This window comes from Paracoccus saliphilus (assembly GCF_028553805.1).
Taxonomy (GTDB): Bacteria; Pseudomonadota; Alphaproteobacteria; order Rhodobacterales; family Rhodobacteraceae; genus Paracoccus; species Paracoccus saliphilus.
The window spans coordinates 3,302,992-3,322,479 of sequence record NZ_CP067140.1; the positions used below are offsets into that span (position 1 = coordinate 3,302,992).

Below are 19,488 nucleotides of genomic sequence, written 5' to 3' on the forward strand. Positions count from 1 at the left end.
GATTCAACCTTTCCGAATGATGTACACCGCCAGAACCGCCGAGATCGCGCAGCAGATCCAGATCGACAGGCCCAGGGGCTCGATGAAGCGGAACCAGAAGAGCGACAGGGCGACCCAGATCACGACGCTGATGAACAGACGGTCGAACCAATTGGTCTCGATGGGCAGAAAGCCCGGCTTGGGAGGCTTGGTATCTTCGTTCATGTCGTCATCCCTTAACCGCGCCGAAGGTCAGACCCGTCACGATATGCCGCTGCACGAGGCTGAAGATGATCAGCGCGGGGATCAGCGTGAAGACCGAGATGGCGGCCATGATGCCCCATTCGGTGCCCGTGGTGGTCACATATTCGGACAGCCCGGTCGTCAACGTGCGGGCGTTGAAATTGGTCAGGGTCGCGGCCAGCAGATATTCGTTCCATGCGAAAACCCATGTCAGGATCAGCGTGACGGCAAGGCCGGGGCGGGCCAGCGGAAAGACCACTTCCGAGATCACCTTCCAGGCGCTGGCCCCATCGACATAGGCGGCCTCGTCCAGCTCCTTGGGAATGCCGTCCAGCGTCGGCCGCAGCGTCCAGATCGCGAAGGGCAGATTGAAGGTGCAATAGACGAGGATCATCCCGGTCCGGGTGTCGGCCAGGGAAAAGTCCCCGATCCTGTAAACCTGCGTCAGCAGCAGGAACAACGGCAGCAGGAACACGGCGGGCGGGGCCATGCGGTTGGTGATGGTCCAGAAGAAGATGCTCTCCTTGCCCGGCAGGTCGAAACGCGACAGGGCGTAGCAGGCCATGAAGCCCAGAAGCGTGCAGAGCACCGCGTTGCCGGTCGAGATCACCAGCGAATTGATCATATAGCCACGCAGGGTGCGATCACCCAGCACATCCAGGTAGTTCTGCCAATAGACATCGGACAGGATCACGCTCGGGGTCGAGAACAGCTCGACGGCGGGTTTGACCGAGATCACGAACAGCCAGTAGATCGGGAACAGCGTCAGAAAGCTGATCAATGTCCAGAACAATACGGGCAACCAGCGATTACCTTTCCTCATCTGCCTAGCCCTTCCTGGTGTTGCGCGGTGCGATCAGGCTGACATAGAGCAACCAGCACGCCACGATGGTAAGATAGAGGACCACGACCGAGATCGCCGAACCATAGCCGTAATTCGTGCGTGGAAAGACCTCCTTGAAGATATGCACCCCCAGGTAACGGGTTGCCGATCCGGGTCCGCCGCCGGTCAGCATCAGCACCTCGTCCACGGTGCGCAGCGCATCCATCAGGCGGATGAAGACGGTGGCGATGATGGCGGGACGGATCATCGGCAGGGTGATGTGCCAGAATATCTGCCGCTTGTTCGCGCCGTCGATCTGCGCCTGCTCGAACGGGTCGGGAGGCAGCGATACCAGCGCGGCGATCAGCGACAGCGTCACCAGTGGCGTCCAGTGCCAGATATCCATGATCACGGTCACGGTGAATGCCTGAAGGGCGCTTTGCCCGATATTCAGGTTATAGCCGAGCCAGTCATCCAGGATATTCGGCAGGATCCCGATGGAAGGCGTCGTCATCAATTTCCAGATCGATCCGACGATGATCGGCGCCATGATCAGCGGCAGGGTATGGATGGTGCGAAAGAACGCCTTGCCCGGGAAATCCCTCATGAAGGCCTGCGCCAGCGCATAACCGATGATCAGTTCCGAGACGACAGCGAAGAAGACGAAGGCGATCGTCACGCCAAACGAGGCCAGGAACTGCGCGTCGAACACGACCCGGCGGTAGTTCTCGGCCCAGTTGAAGATCATGTCGGGATTGACCGCGAACGGGTTCCACTGGTGAAACGACACGAACAGGACATAGATGAATGGCACCACGCCAAAGAAGAAAAGAAGGATCAGCGTCGGGGCAAGAAGCGCCCAGCCCAGTGTCTTGGAATGCATTGGCCTGTTCCCAACCTATTCGCGGACAGGCTGCCCCTGCCAGCGCCGTGCCGGATGAAGCGCCGCCGCGACCATCGCCGCGACGGCAAGGCGGTTACTCGCGATAGCCGAGCGAGCTCAGCTCTTCCTCGGCCTTGGCGGCCATCTGGTCCAGCCCCTCGTCCGGGCCGATATCGCCGGTCAGGATCGAGTAGAAGATCGGGGCCGTCGCTTCGCGAACCTGCGCGTGGAAAGGATAGGCCGGTGCGCCGCCGAACAACTCGCCCTGATCGCGCAGCATGTCGAAATAGCCGCCCAGTTCCTCGTTCAGCGCCTGCACCTCGGGATCGTCATAGGTCGCGTCATTGGTGATCCGCGATCCGGCCAGCGCCCAATCCGCCTGCAATTCGTCCTGCGCGATATATTGCAGAAACAAAAGCGCGGCCTCCTTGTTCTTCGAGGTGACCGGCAGGCCGAAGGCACCGCCGTCATAGTAACCCAGATAACCCTCGCCGCTCTCGGCATCCTCCAGCACACCTTCGGCCAGTGGCGGCAGGGCCACACCGACATTGCCGACGACCAGCGACTGGTTCTCGTCCGAGGCGATCCACGCCGCGTTCTCGCCGTAGACCAACCCCTGCGCGGCGCGACCGGCGGCAAAGGTGGTCGCCACTTCGGTCCATGTCGATTGCACCGACTCGGGCGGCGCGATGTCGCGCAGATGGAGCCACCATTTCAGCGCCTCCTTGGCTTCGGGAGAGTTCATCCTGCCGCCGTTCTCGACCGTGGCGGCATAGTTGTTCTCTGGGTCGATTCCCCAGTTATAGACGCCGAAAGTCGGCGCGACGGATTCGAAATATTCATACCACGATGCGGCATGGCCGGTATGGGCCTGAGCGGTTGCGCCCCACAGATCCATGTCGTGATCCTTGCCCCATTGGGTAAAGAACTCCGCGATCTCGGTATATTCCTCATGCGTCTTGGCAGGGGCCAGTTCGCGGCCGGTCTGCTCTTCGAACGCCGCCATGATCTCGGGATCCGAGAACAGGTCCGTGCGATAGAGATAGGGCTTGATGAAGGCCTCGACCGGCATGCCGTAAAGATGGCCGTCATCGTCGCGGAAGAATTCGGCAAAGCTGGTCAGCATCGATTCTTCGAATGTCGGCGATTTGAGCTCTGGCTTCTCTTCCAGCGTGCCGGTGATGTCGGTCAGGAAATCGCGGGCCAGATAGGCATAGACGATATCCTGTTCGATATAGACCATGTCATAGATGCCGGTTCCGGCCTCCATGTCCTTGATGGCCTTGTCATACATCTGGTCCCATGACGTGGTCTCGATATCGACGCGGATGCCGGTCAGCTCCTCGAATTGCGGAGCGAGCACGTCCTTGATGTAGTTCGAGGGTGGCGTCGCCTCGGTCACGCCGCGCAGGGTCACACCCTCGAACTGCGCCCCCGCCTCTTTCCAGAAACTGTCATCCTGCGCCGCGGCCATGCCGGCGGCAAATGACAGAGCCAGTGCCGAGGCACCGATCTTCAAAGCAATATTCATGATTGTATCCTCCCCTATGCGGGCCCTCCGCCTGCCGTGATGGGCATGTATGCAGGTGGTTCCGCTTCGCCTCTGCCCGCATCATGACAAATGTATGAGCAACCATGCAAGAGGAAATTGCGTTTGTAAGTTATATTATACAATTGTATGGCCGGTGCATTCAGCGCCTTGACGAATTTTCGAAACTCGTGATGGGATACACAGATGGATAATATCGATATTTCAGAAGAAGATGCGTTTCTCGCCCAGGTCTGCTGGCAATATTACGTCAACGAATTGACCCAAGCCGAAATCGCCAAATATCTGGGGGTCACGCGACTGCGTGTCAATCAGGCCATCCAGAAGGCGAAATCGACCGGAGCTGTCCGAGTGCAGATCGAGTCGCCCTATCTGCCGCGGATTGAATTGCAGGAAAGGCTGCAGGAACGTTTCGGTCTGCGCCGGGTCCAGGTCGCCCCCACCCACCCGCAGATCTACGATTTCCATCGCCCGGCGGGTGCTGCGCTGGCCAGCTACATGCTCGACCGGGTGAAATCAGGGGAATGGCGCAGGATCGGGGTCTCATGGGGGATGACCTTGCAGGCCACCATCGACCGCCTTCCCAAGCTGTCCATGCCGGATGTCGAGATCATCTCGATGATCGGTGGCACAAGCCGGGGAGAGATGTTCAATTCCTTCGGCATCGCATCGGGTTTTGCAGAGCGTTTCGGGGCAAGATACTCACTTCTGGCCGCGCCGATTTTCCTGGGTGAAGAGGTCGAACGCCGCGCATTCCTGGCGCAGGAAAATTTCGAGAAACATTTCAAGAAGCTCGAAACACTGGATGCCGCGATCCTGACAGCCAGCAATATCTCGGCGAAATCCTACCTGATCTCTTCGGGTCTGCCCGAGGGCGTCACATCCGAAGGGTTGATCGCATCCGGGGCCATCGGCGATGTGGTCTGCCGCTTTCTCGATATCGATGGCAAGCTGGTCTCGGACAAGCTGGACCGGCAGACGATAGGGATCGAACTGGAGATCCTGAAATCCGTGCCGGACCGAATCCTGGCGGCAGCGGGACCGCACAAGGTGGACATCATTCGAGTCATCGCCAGCCAAGGCATCGCCACGACATTGATCACCGATGACGTGACCGCAAAGCTACTGCTGGACGAATAGTGCCGGGCATCCCGGTCTTTATTCCCTGCCTCAGAGCCTTCCGACCTCGACAGTCTTGGCACCTTTCGCCTTGGCGAGAAGGCACAACCAGTCATGGGCCACGGTTGCGGCCGCAATCGCGGTGATCTCTGAATGATCATACGGGGGCGAAACCTCGACGATATCCAGCCCCACCAGGTTCAGACCGCCAAGGCCGCGAATGAATTCCAGCGCCTGCCACGAGGCGAGTCCCCCCGGCACAGGAGTCCCCGTTCCGGGAGCAAAAGCCGGGTCCATACCGTCAACGTCGAAAGAAATGTAAACCGGAGCATCACCGACTCGCTCGCGCGCCACCTGAATGGCGGCGTCGATGCCGTTGCGATGAATCCACGGACTGGTCAGGATCTCGAAGCCGAAATCCTCGTCATTGAAGGTCCGCAGGCCGACCTGCGTGGACTTGCTGACATCGATGATCCCTTCGCGCGCAGCACGCAGGAACATGCTGCCATGGTCAAATTGCACCCCGTCATCTTCCCATGTGTCGCAATGGGCGTCGAACTGGATCAGCGCAACCGGCCCGTGCTTTTTCGCATGTGCTCTGAGCAACGGATAAGCGATCGAGTGATCCCCGCCCAGGGCCAGCGTCCGGGCACCGCCTTGCAGGATTTCATCGGCATGGGCCTCTATTGCCGGGCGGACGGTTTCGGGATGGTGCGGGTCCAGATGCACATCCCCGTAATCCACGACCGACAGGATTTCGAAAGGATCGAAGCCGAATGGAAACGCCTTCAGTTCGGCCAGTTGAACAGAGGCGGCTCGGATCGCCTGCGGCCCCAACCGGCAGCCGGGCCGAAAGGTGACCGCATTGTCATAAGGCACCCCGGTCACGGCAACATCGACCCCTTCCAGATCACGGCTGTAATTGCGGCGCAGAAAGCTGAGCACACCGCCATAGGTCATCTCGTGCCAGCGGCCCTTGGTCGTGTCCTTGCGGCGAAAGGCCTGGTCACCCTTGCTCGGCATGTTCCTTGCTCCTGTCGATTCGCGATGTAGTCGCGATCATATCCCGCGCCCCTTATCCGGCATTTGCTGCTCGATTAAAATCCGAGCCTGTCGCGCAGCGCATACCACCATGAGCCAACCATGGAGTAAGGCACCCGGAACATCCGTCCGCCGGGGAACGGATACCAGGGGACATTGTCGAACACGTCGAAACGGGTCAGATCGCCGTCAATTGCCTCGGACAGGATCCGTCCGAAAGTGTGGGAACCGGTGACGCCGTGGCCGGAATAGCCATGCGCGAAATAGGTGTTGTTTCCGATCCGGCCCATTTGCGGCACGCGGCTGAAGGAGAGTGCGAAATTCCCGCTCCAGGCATAGTCGATCCGGATGTCTTTCAACTGCGGAAAGACCTTGTGCAGATTGGGCCGCAGCTTGGCCTCGATATCGCTTGGATCCGTGCCGCCATAGACCGTTCCGCCGCCGAAAAGCAGGCGCTTGTCGCCGGACAGACGATAATAGTCGAGAATATAGCGGATATCCTCGACACAAGCATCCCGCGGCAGAAGTGAATGGGCGCGCTCTTCGCCGAGCGGCTCTGTCGCCATGACCTGCGTCGATACGGGCATCACGCGCGACGTCAGCGTCGGCACCACGTGGCCAAGATAGGCATTTCCGCAAAGTACGAGCGTCTTGCAGGTCATCTCGCCCTTGTCGGTTTTCACGACCGGTTTCTCGGCCTCGGTATCGACATCGATCACGGGCGACATCTCGTAGATCGTGCCGCCAAGCTTCTCGAAAGCCGCGGCCTCGCCGAGGGCCAGGTTGAGCGGGTGCATATGGCCGCCGGTATAATCGATCAGCCCGCCCTCGTAGAGATCGGAGTTAACGTGTTCGCGCAGCTGGTTCCTATCCAGAAGCTCCTGGTTCTTGATACCGTAGCTAGCCCATAGCTTCATCCGCTCTTCCAGCTCTTTCATGTGAGCCTTGGTCAGACCGGTGAAAATATTCAGATCCTTCAGATCGCATTGGATGTCATAGGTCTTGACCCGCTCGCGGATGATCTCTCCGCCCTCCTGGACCAATCCGGCAACGAATGTGGCAGTGTCCTGGCCATAGCGTTTCCGGATGGTTTGCAGGCTCGCGTTCAGCCCGTTGACGATCTGCCCGCCATTGCGGCCCGAGGCCCCCCAACCGACCCGCGCGCCCTCGATGATCGCGACCTTGTAGCCCTTTTCGACAAGGTGAAGCCCGGTGGACAGCCCGCTGTAACCGGCGCCGACGATACAGATGTCGATCTCGTCCTTGCCCGTCAGTCGGGACCGGTCGGGCGACGGGTTGGCCGAGGCAGCATAATAGCTGTTGGTGTGGCTGCCGTCACCGGCATAGGGATGCGTCATAGCGTTCATCACACGACCTCCAGATAGGAGTGATACTCGAAATCGGTTACATGCCGGCCGAAGCGCTTGCTTTCCTGTGTCTTGCACTCGACCAGCATGGTCTGAAGCCGCTTGGAAAACACCTCGGGGACATGCTTTCCCCGGGCAAAGGCGTCGATGGCACTGGCCCAGTCTAATGCGAGATGCGGCAGATCCAGGCGATAGGCATCCCCGACGATGGCAGGAGGCGGCACCATATCGTTCTCGATCCCGATCAGCGCACCGCCCAGGATGCTGGTCAGCACCAGATAGGGGTTGGCATCCGCCCCGGCGACCCGATGCTCGATCCGCCGCGCCTTGTGGCTTCCACCGGGAATGCGGATGGCGGCGGTGCGGTTCTCATAGCCCCATGCGGCCTTGGTGGGCGCATGCGTTCCCGGCATCAGGCGGCGATAGGAATTCTCATGCGGGGCGAAAGTCAGGCTGTTTTCCTGCATCGTCGCGAGCAATCCAGCCACAGCGTTGTGCATGAGCGGCGAGCCCTCTTCTCCACCGTTGTCAAAGACATTATCGCCATGTTCGTCGAGCAGCGAGAAATGCACATGAAGCCCGCTACCGGCGCGGTCCCCATAGGGTTTGGCCATGAAGGTGCCGGCATATCCGTGCTTGCGCGCGATCCCGCGCACCACCCGCTTGAACAGCACCGCATCATCCGCTGCACGCAAAGGATCGCCGACATGTTTCAAGTTGATCTCGAATTGCCCGGCCCCGTTTTCGGAAATCGCCGCATCCGCCGGGATCCCCTGCGCGGCGCAGGCATCGTAGACATCGTTCAGAAAGCCGTCGAAATGCTGCAATTCGTCCAGCGACAGAACGTCGTCCGTATCCAGGCGCTTGCCTGTCACCGGAGAACGCGGCGCATCAGGCCGGTCGCCCGACGGATCGCACAGGTAGAACTCCAGTTCGGTCGCGACGACAGGGGTCAGTCCCCTGGCCTTGTAGCGATCGGCGATCCGCCCCAGGGCACGGCGGGGATCTCCCTCGAACGGCGTGCCATCCTCTCGCCGCATCCACAGCATCGCCATCGCCGTGGGACGTTTCGACCAAGTAATCGGCAGCAGGTCCCGGCCCGTGAAATCACACAGCCCGTCTGAATCGCCGGTCTCGAACAGCAATTCGCTGTTCTCGATATCCTCGCCCCAGATATCCACGCCCACGACCGAAAGCGGCATCCGCATCCCGCCCTCGACGACGTTATCCGCGTGATCGACCGGAACCCGCTTGCCGCGCAGGGTGCCGTTCAGATCGCAGACACAGGCAAAGATCGCCTCGATCTCCGGTCGATCCCTCAGCCATTTTTTCGCGCGGTTGGCAGGCATGATTTTTCCTTAATGATACCAATTATAAAATTGTGATACCTTTTTATGATTTACTATATCAATCCTTCCCAGAGTCAATGTTTTCCGCATATAGTCGGGATCGAGCATTGGACGGATTCTCGCATGGGCAATAAACAAGACCTGAAGATTCCTGACATTCCCTTGGACAAGGACCGCACAACCCAGGAACATGTCTATTCACGCCTGCGCTATGCGATCATGACCGGGGCCATCCCGCCGGGGACCAGCCTGACGATGCGCGGCCTTGCCCAAGGACTGAACCTCAGCCCGACCCCGATCCGTGAAGCGGTTCGCCGGCTAAGCTCCGAGCATGCGATCAGGATTCTCGAGAACCGTCGGATGCAGATCCCCGCAATGACCCTTGGCCGCTTCGAGGAATTGGTGGCGCTGCGCATTACTCTCGAAACTCACGCCGCCGAGCGCTCCCTCCCCTATATATCTGATATATTTATAGAAACGCTAACGGCCATCGATAAGGAAATGGACCTGGCGATATCTGATAACGATCTTGACCGGCTGACGATCCTGAATCAGCAATTCCATCGGTCGCTCTATACGATCAATCCTCACCAGGTCTCCATGCCGGCAATCGAAAGCATCTGGCTGCAACTTGGGCCTTTCCAGCGGCAGGTCATCGAACATGTTGCGGAATTCTACAAGGTCGATCGGCACAAGGAACTTTTGGAGGCCCTGAAAGCCCGCGATGCCACCGCCCTAAGGGCTGCAACGGAAGACGATATCAGCGAAGGAGTAAGCCATAGCGGTCACCAGTTGCTGATCCGGGCAGCGTCGGGTCATCAGATGGGCTCAGTCGATTGAGATGTTCCGTCTGCATTTAGATGAAAACATCGGCCATTTGCCGCCTTCGGTACTTTGGAAGGTTGTCAGTCCTCCACGGCCTCGGTTCCGCACCAATCCGCGATGAACAATGCCATCGCCTCGGTGATCCTGCGCAGGGAAGGCAGGCTAACGCATTCATCCACACCATGGATGTTGCGCGAAACCGGGCCATAGCAAAGCGCCGGAATCTTGTTGTACAGCGCATAGACCCGCGTATCGAGATACCCGGCAGTCATGAAGCTTTCCAGCGGCTTGCCGCAAGCAGCCTTGTGCGCCTCGGCCAAGGCGGCCTCGGCATCTGAACCGGGTTCCAGCACGTAGCCCTCGGCGTAAAAGCCGTTGAAGACGACTTCAGGCGGATTATTGGCGAGGAACCTGTCGGATTGCCCGAAAGCCGCGATCCGTTCGGTGATCTCGCGCGCGGCATCGGCGGCGCTGCGCCCCGGATAGATCGAGACGCGGCAGTCGATATTGCACCATGACGGCACCGAGGACGCCCAATCACCGCCTTCGATCTTGCCGATATTGAGATTGATGGGATGGGCCTCATCCTCGAAATGCGGATGTTCGCCTTTTTCGGCATTCCAATCGGCCTCGATCGCGCGCAGGGCTCCGATCACCCGATAGGCGGTGTCGATGGCATTAGCCCCCTCGCCCATTTCCCGCACATGCACGGGCATGCCCCGCAGCTTGACCTGGAACCACAACACGCCGGTGTTGGCGCGAACCAGCTTTTCGTCCTCGGGTTCAGGGATCAGGACCGCATCGGCGGTATAGCCCTGAAGCCATGTCTGCAGCGCACCATTGCCGGTGGATTCCTCTTCCACAACCGATTGTACATAGACGGTCGCCGCCGGTTGCAGCCCGAGCCGGCGAAGCGCATCCAGCGCGAATATATTCGCCGCAGCACCCGCCTTCATATCAGCGGCGCCACGTCCATACATCCAGTCCCCGTCGATACGGCCAGAAAAGGGCGGGTCGCGCCACATGTCATGCAGCCCCTCTGGCACGACATCGAGATGCGACTGCAAGATCAGCGAGTGCCCGGTTTCGTTCCGGGGCCGGTGAATGCCGACGATGATGGGCGCATCCGAATGCTGCTCTGACCAATGCGAACCGCCAAGGTGCGCGGCGATGACCTCCCTATCCATTGCAAAGCGATCCATCGCGTAACCGCGCGATTTCAACTGGTTGAACACGAAGTCCTGGATCGGATGTTCATGCCCGCGCAGAGACGGCATCGCGACAAGCTGCTGCGTGAAGGCGATCTGATCGTCGAACCCCTCCTCGACGGATGTCAGGATGCGGTCCCTGAGGGTTGGATCGAGCGGCATCGGTTACTCCTTTCGGCTGCACCGTTACATCACGGCTTCAATCAGGAACGGGCCGGGTTCGCGCGCGGCATCCTCGATGGCCCGCTGCAATTCGCGGGTATCCTCGACCCGCCGCCCCGACACCCCCATTCCGCGGGCAAGCGACACAAAATCCAACTCGGGGCGGTCGAGATCGAGCATGTTCAGCGCATCAGGTCCCGGATTCGCGCCGACATTGCGCAATTCCCCCTTGAGGATCTCATAGCTGCGATTGGCAAATATCACATTGGTGACATTGAGACCTTCGCGGGCCTGTGTCCAGAGCGCCTGGATCGTGTACATCGCCGAACCATCGGCCTGACAGGCGATCACCGGACGGTCGGGTGCACCAAGCGCAGCCCCCGTGGCCAATGGCAATCCGATCCCGATCGAGCCACCGGTCAGTGCCAGCCAGCTTGTCGGCGCGGCCCCCGCCGCCGCGGGATAGACATGGCCACCTGCAGTGACCATCTCGTCCGTGACAATGGCGCTCTCGGGTAGTGCATTGGCGATAGCAGCTGCCAGTGTCTCGCGGGTGATCGCGCCGGGTTGCGGCGCGGGCGGCAGCGGGCCATCGACCGGCCTGCCCGGCCTGGCGCCTATCCGATCGGCCAGCGCGGCGATGGCCGCCGGGCCGTCGCCATCCAGCCCCGCCAACCGGATGATCTCGCAATTCTCGGGCAAAACGAGGCTGGGCTTGCCCGGATAGGCGAAGAAGGCGACCGGCGGCGGCGTCTCGATCAGGATCGCCCTTGTGAATGGGCGCAGGCATTCCAGCGCCTCGTTGATCGGATAGGGAATCTTCGGCACCTCGAACCGGCCCCGGCCCCGCTCGGTCCGGCGGCTCGAGACAGGGGCAAGAACACGCGCGCCGCTGCGTTCCGATATCCCCTGCAGCAATGCCAGCGCGGCGATGTCTTCGAGGACCGAATTGCCCGCCAGAATGACGGTGTTTTCATCGCCTTCCAATGCCCTGACGGCCTGGGACAATGCAGTTTCGTCCAACGGGGCGGGACCCTCTGGCTCGATCACATCCGCCATGACCCCGCCTTCATCCCAACCGATATCCGCCGGAGCCACGAGCGTGGCGACACGCCCCGGCTTACCGCGCGCCGCCGCCAGCGCCTCCATTGCATCGGCGGCAAAACTTTCCGCCGAACCGGCCGAGCGCACCCAATCGCTGAACGGGGCCGCCGCGCCCTCGACATCGCCCGAAAGCGGCGCATCATATTGCTGATGGCGCAAGGCATGGTCGCCGACAATATTCACCATCGGCACCCTGCCCTTGCGCGCGTTATGCATGTTGGCCCCGGCATTGGCGAGACCGGGTGCAAGATGCAAAAGCGTCACTGCAGGTTTCCCGGCCATGCGCGCATAGCCGTCTGCTGCGCCGGTCACGACACCTTCGAACAGGCCCAGCACACAGTGCATCAGCTTGGTACGATCCAACGCATCGACGAACTGCATCTCTGATGTGCCGGGATTGGCGAAGCAGACCTCCACCCCCCCGGCATGCAGGCTGCGGACGACGCTTTCGGCTCCGTTCATGTTCTTGTCCTCAACGGTCATGGGATAGGATTGGATCATGCGGATATCTGCTGTTGCAGAATGTCGAGCGACTCCGTCACCACGCCGATCATCTCGTCGATCTCGGCGCGCGAAACGATCAGGGGCGGGCAGAAGCCCATCGTATCCCCCATGTTGCGCGAGATCACGCCCCTGTCCTGCATGATCCGGTTCATCAGGCCACCCCGCTGTGCAGGTGTATCACCCGGCTTCAGTTCAATCGCCCCGATCAGGCCGATCCCCCGTGTTTCGGCAACCAATGGATGATCGGCAAATGCGTTCAGGCGTTCTTGCATATAGGCACCGGTTTCCGCCGCGTTGCGGACGAGATCCCGCTCTTCGATGATGGCGATATTCTCCAGCGCCACCGCCGCGCCCACCGGATGCCCCGAAGCGGTAAAGCCATGCCCCAGCACGCCGATCCTGTCGCTTTCCTCTGCGATCGGCTCGAAGACGCGCTCGTTGATCATGAAGGCGGAGAGCGGGAAATAGGACGAGGTGATCTGCTTGGACATGACCAAGACATCCGGTTCGATGCCGAAGGTTTCGCAGGCGAACATCTTTCCCGTTCGTCCGAAGGCGCAGATCACCTCGTCGGCGATCAGCAGGATGTCGTGACGCTTCAGCACGGCCTGGATCTTCTCCCAATAGGTCCGGGGCGGAACGATCACGCCCCCCGCGCCCATCACCGGCTCGGCGATGAAGGCGGCGATGGTGTCGGGGCCTTCGCTCTGGATCAACGCCTCCAGCTCCTCGGCGCAACGGGTGGCGAAATCCTCTTCGCTCTCGCCCTCCTTGCCCTCGCTGCCGAAATGCGGCGCCATGGTGTGCAGGACATTCGAAATCGGCAGATCGAACGACCTGTGATTATTCGGCAGACCGGTCAGGCTGGCCGAAGCGATGGTAACCCCGTGATAACCGCGCAGGCGGGAAATGATCTTCTTGCGCTGCGGCTGGCCAAGCGCGTTCGAGCGATACCAGAGCAACTTGACCACTGTATCGTTCGCTTCCGAACCCGAATTGGTAAAATAGACCTTGCTCATCAGCGCCGGCGCGATCGAGATCAATTTTTCCGCGAGATCGATGACCGGACCATGCGATTTATGCGAGAAGGAATGATAGAAGGGCAGCGCCTGCATCTGCCGCGTCGCCGCGTCTACCAACCGCTGCTCGTTGAAGCCGAGGCCGACGCTCCATAACCCGGCCATCGCCTCGAGATAGCGCTTGCCATTATTGTCGAACACATAAGGCCCCTCTCCGCGTTCGATCACCAGCGGGCCGATCTCAAGATGCCGGGCCGCATTCGTGTAGCTGTGCAGGTGATAGGCAATATCGCGCGCCTCCTGAGAGTTCATGCCGCTGGCCACCATGATCTGTCCTCCTGAGATTGTGGATGCGGAAACGGAAAACCTTCCCGCGAGAATCCGGTGAGGTGACTATTGCGCCCAATTCTTGCCGGTTCAACATTTTCGATGCATGATGCATCAAATTACATCGTCTTTCAGTCATGGCGAGGCGCTAGGCTTTGAAGGAAATCAGCAAGGATTCGCTAGGCGCGACCATCTATGACCAGTTGGCGCAGGCGCTCGTCCGGGGCATGCTTCGCCCGGATCAGAAGGTGACGATCCGGGGACTGGCCGAAATGCTGGGAACGAGCTCCACCCCGGTACGAGACGCGATTCAGCGCATGTTGCAGGATCAGGTGCTGGAGCAGCGCTCTTCCCGCGATGTCCGGGTGCCAGTGCTGGAGGTCGCGCAATACCTGGAAATTTCTCGTATCCGAATGGAACTGGAGGGCATGGCCGCCGGGCAGGCAGCCGAACGGGCGACTGCAGGCGATATCTCGCGCCTGAAGCGGATCGTTGCGCAAACCGAGACCGCCATGGCAGCAGACAGGTGGATACGCGCGGTCGAGTATAACCAGCGCTTCCATTTCGCGCTGGCCAGCATGGCGGATATGCCGGTTCTGCTATCGATCCTGCACCGGCTGTGGCTGCGGATGGGGCCGCTCATCGCCGGATATTACGATTCCGCACGCGGGGATCTGGTCGGGCATCATCACGAAATCATCGCTGCCTGCGAATCTCGTGACGGGGCCGCGGCACGGGCGGCCATGCGTGCCGATATCAAAAAGCCCAGAAAAGGGATCATTGCCTATATCAACAGCTTCGAATCCGGATGACATGAAACTGGCATCCAGAAAAAGCTTAAAATCCTGCCCGACTTCGATAGGCTGACAGGTAACAAATCAGGAAAAAAGAACCACAGGGAGAAATAAGGCATGAGACGTCAAGTCCGAAATCTTATGGCAGCATTGGCCGTAACCATTGCCCTGCCCGCCATGGCGCAGGAGCCGCAAAGCGGCGGAACGCTGAACGTGGTCATCCAGCCAGAGCCGCCGGGATTGATGATCGGCCTGCTCCAGAACGCCCCTACCCAGATGGTCGCCGGTGACATATACGAAAGCCTGCTGCGCTATGACACCGACCTGAATCCGCATCCCGGCCTCGCGAAGGAATGGAGCATTTCCGAAGACGGCCTGACCTATACCTTCAAGCTCCATGAAGGTGTGAAGTTTCATGACGGTGAGGAATTCACCTCCGAGGATGTGAAATTCTCGATCGATGTATTCCTGCGCGAAACCCATCCGCGCCTGCGCACCTCGCTGGAACATCTCGAAAGCATCGAGACACCGGATCCCTATACCGTCGTATTCAAGCTGAAGAACCCCTTCGGCCCGTTCCTCGGCCTGTTCGAGCCGGGCACCGCGCCGATGATCCCGAAACATGTCTACGAGGGGACGGATTTCGCCAGCAACCCCGCCAACAACACACCGATCGGCACCGGCCCGTTCAAATTCGATGAATGGGAGAAGGGCAGCTATATCCACCTGGTGAAGAACGAGGATTACTACCTGGAGGGCAAGCCCTACCTCGATGACATCTATTATCATGTGATCCCCGATGCCGCCTCGCGCTCGGTGGCCTATGAGACCGGCAGGGTGGACGTGCTTCCCGGCGGCTCTATCGAAAATTTCGACGTGCCGCGGATCAAGGAAATGGAGAACACCTGCATCACCGACAAGGGGTGGGAGCTTTTCGGCCCGCTGGCATGGATGTGGGTCAACCATGACAACCCGCCACTCGACGATCTGAAGGTCCGGCAGGCGATCATGCATGCGGTCGACCGGGAATTCTCCCGCGATGCGCTTTGGAACGGTCTGGGCAAGGTCGCGACGGGGCCGGTCTCGTCATCGACGCGCTTCTATTCGGATGCGACCCCGGATATTTCCTACGATCCCGAGAAGGCAAAGGCGTTGCTCGAGGAATCCTCCTATAACGGCGAGACGATCCGCCTGCTTGGCTTGCCTTATGGCGAAACATGGCAGCGTTGGGCCGAGGCGGTGAAGCAGAACCTCGCCGAGATCGGCATGGATGTCGAGATCGTCGCCTCGGATGTGGCAGGGTGGAACCAGAAAGTCAGCGACCGCGATTACGATCTGGCCTTCACCTACCTTTACCAATACGGCGACCCGGCCCTTGGCGTGGCGCGCAACTATTTCAGTGACAATGCGGAAAAGGGCTCGCCCTGGAATAATGTCGCGAATTACCAGAACCCGGAAATCGACGAGATGTTCGAGGAGGCTGCCCTGATGGTCAGTCCCGAGGACCGCGAAAAGGCCTATGCCGAGATCCAGGACATCATCGTTTCGGATGCCCCGAATATCTGGCTCCTCGAGCTGGGCTTCCCGACGATATCCCGCTGCAATATCCATGATCCGGTCACCACGGCGATCGGGGTGAATGACAGCTTCCGCGACACATGGATCGAACAGTAACCGGGTGTTCGCCTTTTGACCGGGGAGGCGGCCTTTCCGCCTTCCCGGATATCTCGCCAACAGCAACGGGAGAACAGGTTTGACGCGGTTCATCCTCGGCAGGTTGGTCAAGTCAGTCTTCATCCTTCTGGCCATCCTGATCCTGAATTTCTTTCTGATCCACGCCGCCCCCGGCGATCCCGCCGCCGTCATGGCCGGCGAGGCCGGTGCCGCAGATGAAAAATTCCTCGCCGATCTGCGCACAAAATTCGGGCTGGACCAGCCGCTTTACGTCCAGCTCTGGATCTATCTCAAAGGCGCGGTGCAGCTTGATCTGGGCTTCTCCTTCCGCCAGCAGATGCCGGTGGCGGACCTGATCTGGGACCGCCTACCCGCGACCCTGCTACTGACAGGGGCTGCTTTCGTATTGTCGCTGGTCATGGGGGTGATCGCGGGCGTCGCCGCCTCTGCCCGCCAGGGGACATGGGGAGACACGGTGATCTCGACCCTCGCGCTTCTGTTCTATGCAACGCCGCTGTTCTGGGTCGCCCTGATGGCAGTGGTGGTCTTTTCGGTCTGGCTCGGCTGGTTGCCGGGTTTCGGTTTCGAGACCATCGGGGCGGGCTATACCGGGTTTGCCCGCGCGCTCGATATCGGCAAGCACCTGATCCTGCCCGCGACGACATTGGGGCTGTTCTTCATGGCGATCTACACGCGTATGACCCGTGCCTCGATGCTGGAAGTCTCGCGCCTCGATTTCGTCAAGACCGCCCGCGCCAAGGGCCTCAGCCGCGGCGTGATCCAGCGCCGCCATGTGCTGCGCAACGCGCTTTTGCCCGTCATCACCCTTGCCGGGTTGCAGGCGGGGCAGGTTTTCGGCGGCGCGGTCCTGACCGAGACAGTCTTTGCCTGGCCCGGTATCGGCCGGCTGATGTTCGAGGCGATCAACCAGCGCGACTACAACGTGATCCTTGGCGTTTTCTTCGTATCGGCGGCGATGGTGCTGCTGTTCAACCTGATCACCGATGTCATCTATGTCTTTGTCGATCCACGCATAAGGCTGACCGAATGAGGGATTTCTGGAAACGATACTGCCGCAATCGCGGCGCGATCATCGGCCTGCTGATCCTGACGCTGGTCATCCTGGTCGCGATCCTCGCGCCGCTGTTGTTTCCGCAAAGTCCGTGGAAGATGGTGCAGCGCCCCTTCCTGCCGCCCTTTGCCCAGGGTGATCTTCTGTTGGGCACGGATGCGGTCGGCCGCGATGTCATGGCCGGGCTGGCGCATGGTGCCTATGTCAGCTTGCTGGTCGGGCTGGTCTCGACCATCGTCGCACTGGCCATCGGCGTGCCCATCGGCGCAAGCGCAGGCTATTTCGCCGGCAGCGTGGACGATGCGCTGATGCGCTTTACCGAGTTTTTCCAGACCATACCCAGTTTCGCATTAGCCATCGTGCTTCTGGCGACCTTCCAGCCATCGCTGACCTTCGTCATCATCGCCATCGCGATCGTCAGTTGGCCGCCCGTGGCGCGGTTGGTCCGGGGCGAGGTGCTGAGCCTGCGCACCCGCGAGTTCATCGAGGCGGCCACCCTGTCGGGATTGAGCAACCTGCAGATCATCACGCGGCATATCCTGCCTAACGCCTTGCCCCCGATCATCGTGCTGGCCTCATTGATGGTGGCACAGGCGATCCTGCTGGAAAGCGCACTCTCGTTTCTTGGGCTTGGTGATCCCAACATTATGTCATGGGGCTACATGATCGGGGCCGCCCGCACGGTGATCCGCGAGCAATGGTGGCTGTCATTCATGCCGGGCATGGCGATCCTGCTGACGGTCCTTGCCCTGAACCTGATCGGCGAAGGGTTGAATGACGCGCTGAACCCGCGGTTGACGAGGAAATCGAAATGAGCTTGCTGTCGATCCGCGACCTGACCATTGCCCTGCCAGAGGGTGCTGATCGCGATTATGCCGCCCAGGATATCGATTTCGATCTCACGCCCGGTGAGATCCTCTGTATCGTCGGCGAAAGCGGCTCGGGCAAATCGATGTCGGCCAATGCCGTCATGGGGCTGCTTCCGGAAGGAGTGAAGCCCGTCTCCGGTAGAATCGATTTCGATGGGCGTGACATCCTGGGCCTGCCCGAGAAAGAGATGCTTGCCCTGCGGGGCGGGCGTATCTCGATGATCTTCCAGGAGCCGCTGAGCGCCCTGAACCCGCTGATGCGCATCGGCGCACAGATCGAAGAAGTGTTCGAGGCGCATGGTGCCCTGACCCGCCCCGAGCGGCATGAACAGGCGCTCCGACTTCTGACCGAAGTCGGCATTCCCGATCCGCAGACAGCGATCCGCGCCTACCCGTTCCAACTGTCCGGCGGTCAGAGACAGCGGGTGATGATCGCCATGGCCCTTGCGCTGGAGCCGGATATCCTGATCGCGGACGAACCGACGACGGCGCTGGATGTCACGACGCAAGCGCAAATCCTCGATCTGATTGAAAATCTGCGTCAAAAGCGCCAGATGGCGGTGATCTTCATTACCCATGATTTCGGCGTGGTCGCCGATATCGCCGACCGGGTGATCGTCATGCAGACTGGCAAGATCGTCGAAACCGGCAGCGCCGACAAGGTTCTGCTGCGGCCAGAACATCCCTATACCAAGGCGCTGATCGATGCGATCCCACGTCTGACCGGGGGCCATACCGGCAGCAAGAACGAACCGAGTGAACCGGTCCTGTCAGTCGAAGGACTTTACAAGACATTCTCAACCGGCAGTGGCAAGCTGTTCGGCAAGCGACGTGTCGTCGAAGCGGTGCAAGACGCGAACTTTCAGCTTTATAAGGGCGAAACCATTGGAATTGTCGGCGAATCCGGCTCGGGCAAATCCACCCTTGGCCGCTGCCTCGTCCGGTTGATCAACCCGAGCAAGGGCCGCGTATTGCTGGATGGCGAAGATATCGCCCATATGCCGGGCGCGGAACTGCGTGAACGCCGCCGCCGGATTCAGATGATCTTTCAGGATCCCTATTCTTCGCTCAACCCCCGGTCGCGCGTCTCGTGCATTCTTACCGAGGGGCCGATTGCCTATGGCACCGCACCGGGCGACGCACGAAACCGGGCAGGCGAACTGCTGGAACTGGTCGGACTGGACGCCTCGGCGATGAGCCGCTTTCCGCATGAATTTTCCGGAGGCCAGCGCCAGCGGATCGGAATCGCACGCGCCCTTGCACTCGACCCGGCCATCATCATCGCGGATGAAGCCGTTTCGGCGCTGGATGTCTCGATCCAAGCCCAGGTCCTGGATTTGCTTGCCGATCTCAAGGCACGGCTGAACCTGTCGATGCTGTTCATCACCCATGACCTGCGGGTCGCGGCACGAATCTGCGACCGGATCATCGTCATGCAGAAAGGCCGCATCGTCGAGACCGGCCCCGCAAGCAAGGTGCTGCACGATCCAGATACCGACTATACCCGCAGCCTGCTGGCTGCCATTCCGGGGCAAGAATACGAAAAGGCACTCGCCGGGGCAGAATAGTGGCTGTGT

17 protein-coding genes are annotated in these 19,488 nt (G+C 60.2%); 7 read left to right on the top strand and 10 right to left on the bottom strand.

The genetic code is table 11. The annotated features are described in order from the left end of the window. Nucleotides 1-3: 3 nt before the first annotated feature. The 4 genes from JHX88_RS15930 to JHX88_RS15945 all read right to left on the bottom strand — a co-directional run bounded on the left by JHX88_RS15930 (nt 4) and on the right by JHX88_RS15945 (nt 3,459). Nucleotides 4-204, bottom strand: a complete 201-nt coding sequence (locus tag JHX88_RS15930) for a DUF2160 family membrane protein (protein WP_076526740.1) — start codon at nt 202-204, stop codon at nt 4-6. A 4-nt stretch (nt 205-208) separates the two neighbouring features. Then, a complete protein-coding gene (locus JHX88_RS15935; RefSeq protein ID WP_076526741.1) occupies nt 209-1,045 on the bottom strand; it encodes a carbohydrate ABC transporter permease in 837 nt (278 codons plus the stop codon). 4 nt (nt 1,046-1,049) lie between these two features. Further along, nucleotides 1,050-1,928: a carbohydrate ABC transporter permease gene (locus tag JHX88_RS15940; RefSeq protein WP_076526742.1), complete on the bottom strand. Its 879-nt coding sequence runs from the start codon at nt 1,926-1,928 to the stop codon at nt 1,050-1,052. Between the two features lie 94 nt (nt 1,929-2,022). Beyond that, nucleotides 2,023-3,459: an extracellular solute-binding protein gene (locus JHX88_RS15945; RefSeq protein ID WP_076526743.1), complete on the bottom strand. Its 1,437-nt coding sequence runs from the start codon at nt 3,457-3,459 to the stop codon at nt 2,023-2,025. A 204-nt stretch (nt 3,460-3,663) separates the two neighbouring features. On the opposite strand from JHX88_RS15945, the gene JHX88_RS15950 reads away from it, so the two are divergent. Then, the gene (locus JHX88_RS15950; RefSeq protein ID WP_076526744.1) at nt 3,664-4,617 is read left to right on the top strand and encodes a sugar-binding transcriptional regulator; all 954 of its coding nucleotides are present in this window, start codon (nt 3,664-3,666) and stop codon (nt 4,615-4,617) included. A 30-nt stretch (nt 4,618-4,647) separates the two neighbouring features. Here the strand turns inward: JHX88_RS15950 and speB are convergent, their stop codons facing one another. From speB to JHX88_RS15965, 3 genes are all read right to left on the bottom strand, one after another. Then, nucleotides 4,648-5,619: an agmatinase gene (gene speB, locus JHX88_RS15955; protein ID WP_076526745.1), complete on the bottom strand. Its 972-nt coding sequence runs from the start codon at nt 5,617-5,619 to the stop codon at nt 4,648-4,650. A gap of 74 nt (nt 5,620-5,693) precedes the next feature. Continuing rightward, entirely contained in the window at nt 5,694-7,004 is a 1,311-nt protein-coding gene (locus JHX88_RS15960) for an NAD(P)/FAD-dependent oxidoreductase (protein WP_076526746.1), read from the bottom strand. Beyond that, nucleotides 7,004-8,353, bottom strand: coding sequence for a glutamine synthetase family protein (locus JHX88_RS15965; RefSeq protein ID WP_076526747.1), 1,350 nt, complete (start codon nt 8,351-8,353; stop codon nt 7,004-7,006). The genes JHX88_RS15960 and JHX88_RS15965 overlap by 1 nt, the downstream gene beginning before the upstream one ends. A gap of 123 nt (nt 8,354-8,476) precedes the next feature. On the opposite strand from JHX88_RS15965, the gene JHX88_RS15970 reads away from it, so the two are divergent. Beyond that, nucleotides 8,477-9,193, top strand: a complete 717-nt coding sequence (locus JHX88_RS15970) for a GntR family transcriptional regulator (protein ID WP_076526795.1) — start codon at nt 8,477-8,479, stop codon at nt 9,191-9,193. Between the two features lie 65 nt (nt 9,194-9,258). On the opposite strand, the gene JHX88_RS15975 is transcribed toward JHX88_RS15970, so the two are convergent. From JHX88_RS15975 to JHX88_RS15985, 3 genes are read right to left on the bottom strand one after another with little or no spacing between them, the layout of a single operon-like run. Then, entirely contained in the window at nt 9,259-10,548 is a 1,290-nt protein-coding gene (locus JHX88_RS15975) for an ArgE/DapE family deacylase (protein WP_076526748.1), read from the bottom strand. A gap of 24 nt (nt 10,549-10,572) precedes the next feature. After that, nucleotides 10,573-12,153 (bottom strand): acetolactate synthase large subunit, encoded by a 1,581-nt coding sequence (locus JHX88_RS15980; protein ID WP_272848056.1) that lies wholly within the window; start codon nt 12,151-12,153, stop codon nt 10,573-10,575. Next, nucleotides 12,150-13,502, bottom strand: a complete 1,353-nt coding sequence (locus JHX88_RS15985) for an aspartate aminotransferase family protein (RefSeq protein ID WP_272848057.1) — start codon at nt 13,500-13,502, stop codon at nt 12,150-12,152. The genes JHX88_RS15980 and JHX88_RS15985 overlap by 4 nt, the downstream gene beginning before the upstream one ends. 155 nt (nt 13,503-13,657) lie before the next feature. On the opposite strand from JHX88_RS15985, the gene JHX88_RS15990 reads away from it, so the two are divergent. From JHX88_RS15990 to JHX88_RS16010, 5 genes are all read left to right on the top strand, one after another. After that, nucleotides 13,658-14,314, top strand: coding sequence for a GntR family transcriptional regulator (locus JHX88_RS15990; protein WP_076526749.1), 657 nt, complete (start codon nt 13,658-13,660; stop codon nt 14,312-14,314). A gap of 99 nt (nt 14,315-14,413) precedes the next feature. Then, nucleotides 14,414-15,970, top strand: a complete 1,557-nt coding sequence (locus JHX88_RS15995; RefSeq protein ID WP_076526750.1) for an ABC transporter substrate-binding protein — start codon at nt 14,414-14,416, stop codon at nt 15,968-15,970. 79 nt (nt 15,971-16,049) lie between these two features. Continuing rightward, nucleotides 16,050-17,021, top strand: coding sequence for an ABC transporter permease (locus tag JHX88_RS16000; RefSeq protein ID WP_076526751.1), 972 nt, complete (start codon nt 16,050-16,052; stop codon nt 17,019-17,021). Next, a complete protein-coding gene (locus JHX88_RS16005; protein ID WP_076526752.1) occupies nt 17,018-17,857 on the top strand; it encodes an ABC transporter permease in 840 nt (279 codons plus the stop codon). Before JHX88_RS16000 ends, JHX88_RS16005 begins: the two co-directional genes overlap by 4 nt. After that, nucleotides 17,854-19,479 (top strand): ABC transporter ATP-binding protein, encoded by a 1,626-nt coding sequence (locus tag JHX88_RS16010; protein WP_076526753.1) that lies wholly within the window; start codon nt 17,854-17,856, stop codon nt 19,477-19,479. Before JHX88_RS16005 ends, JHX88_RS16010 begins: the two co-directional genes overlap by 4 nt. Nucleotides 19,480-19,488 lie beyond the last annotated feature (9 nt).

Excerpts from the sequence above, each read along its gene's own strand:
- JHX88_RS15950 (WP_076526744.1), top strand. The coding sequence starts at position 3,664 with ATGGATAATATCGATATTTCAGAAGAAGATGCGTTTCTCGCCCAGGTC.
- JHX88_RS16005 (WP_076526752.1), top strand. The coding sequence starts at position 17,018 with ATGAGGGATTTCTGGAAACGATACTGCCGCAATCGCGGCGCGATCATC.
- JHX88_RS15995 (WP_076526750.1), top strand. The coding sequence starts at position 14,414 with ATGAGACGTCAAGTCCGAAATCTTATGGCAGCATTGGCCGTAACCATT.
- JHX88_RS15985 (WP_272848057.1), bottom strand. The coding sequence starts at position 13,502 with ATGGTGGCCAGCGGCATGAACTCTCAGGAGGCGCGCGATATTGCCTAT.
- JHX88_RS15965 (WP_076526747.1), bottom strand. The coding sequence starts at position 8,353 with ATGCCTGCCAACCGCGCGAAAAAATGGCTGAGGGATCGACCGGAGATC.
- JHX88_RS15935 (WP_076526741.1), bottom strand. The coding sequence starts at position 1,045 with ATGAGGAAAGGTAATCGCTGGTTGCCCGTATTGTTCTGGACATTGATC.
- JHX88_RS15930 (WP_076526740.1), bottom strand. The coding sequence starts at position 204 with ATGAACGAAGATACCAAGCCTCCCAAGCCGGGCTTTCTGCCCATCGAG.
- JHX88_RS15975 (WP_076526748.1), bottom strand. The coding sequence starts at position 10,548 with ATGCCGCTCGATCCAACCCTCAGGGACCGCATCCTGACATCCGTCGAG.
- JHX88_RS15970 (WP_076526795.1), top strand. The coding sequence starts at position 8,477 with ATGGGCAATAAACAAGACCTGAAGATTCCTGACATTCCCTTGGACAAG.
- JHX88_RS15940 (WP_076526742.1), bottom strand. The coding sequence starts at position 1,928 with ATGCATTCCAAGACACTGGGCTGGGCGCTTCTTGCCCCGACGCTGATC.
- JHX88_RS15980 (WP_272848056.1), bottom strand. The coding sequence starts at position 12,153 with ATGATCCAATCCTATCCCATGACCGTTGAGGACAAGAACATGAACGGA.
- speB (WP_076526745.1), bottom strand. The coding sequence starts at position 5,619 with ATGCCGAGCAAGGGTGACCAGGCCTTTCGCCGCAAGGACACGACCAAG.
- JHX88_RS16010 (WP_076526753.1), top strand. The coding sequence starts at position 17,854 with ATGAGCTTGCTGTCGATCCGCGACCTGACCATTGCCCTGCCAGAGGGT.
- JHX88_RS15945 (WP_076526743.1), bottom strand. The coding sequence starts at position 3,459 with ATGAATATTGCTTTGAAGATCGGTGCCTCGGCACTGGCTCTGTCATTT.
- JHX88_RS15960 (WP_076526746.1), bottom strand. The coding sequence starts at position 7,004 with ATGAACGCTATGACGCATCCCTATGCCGGTGACGGCAGCCACACCAAC.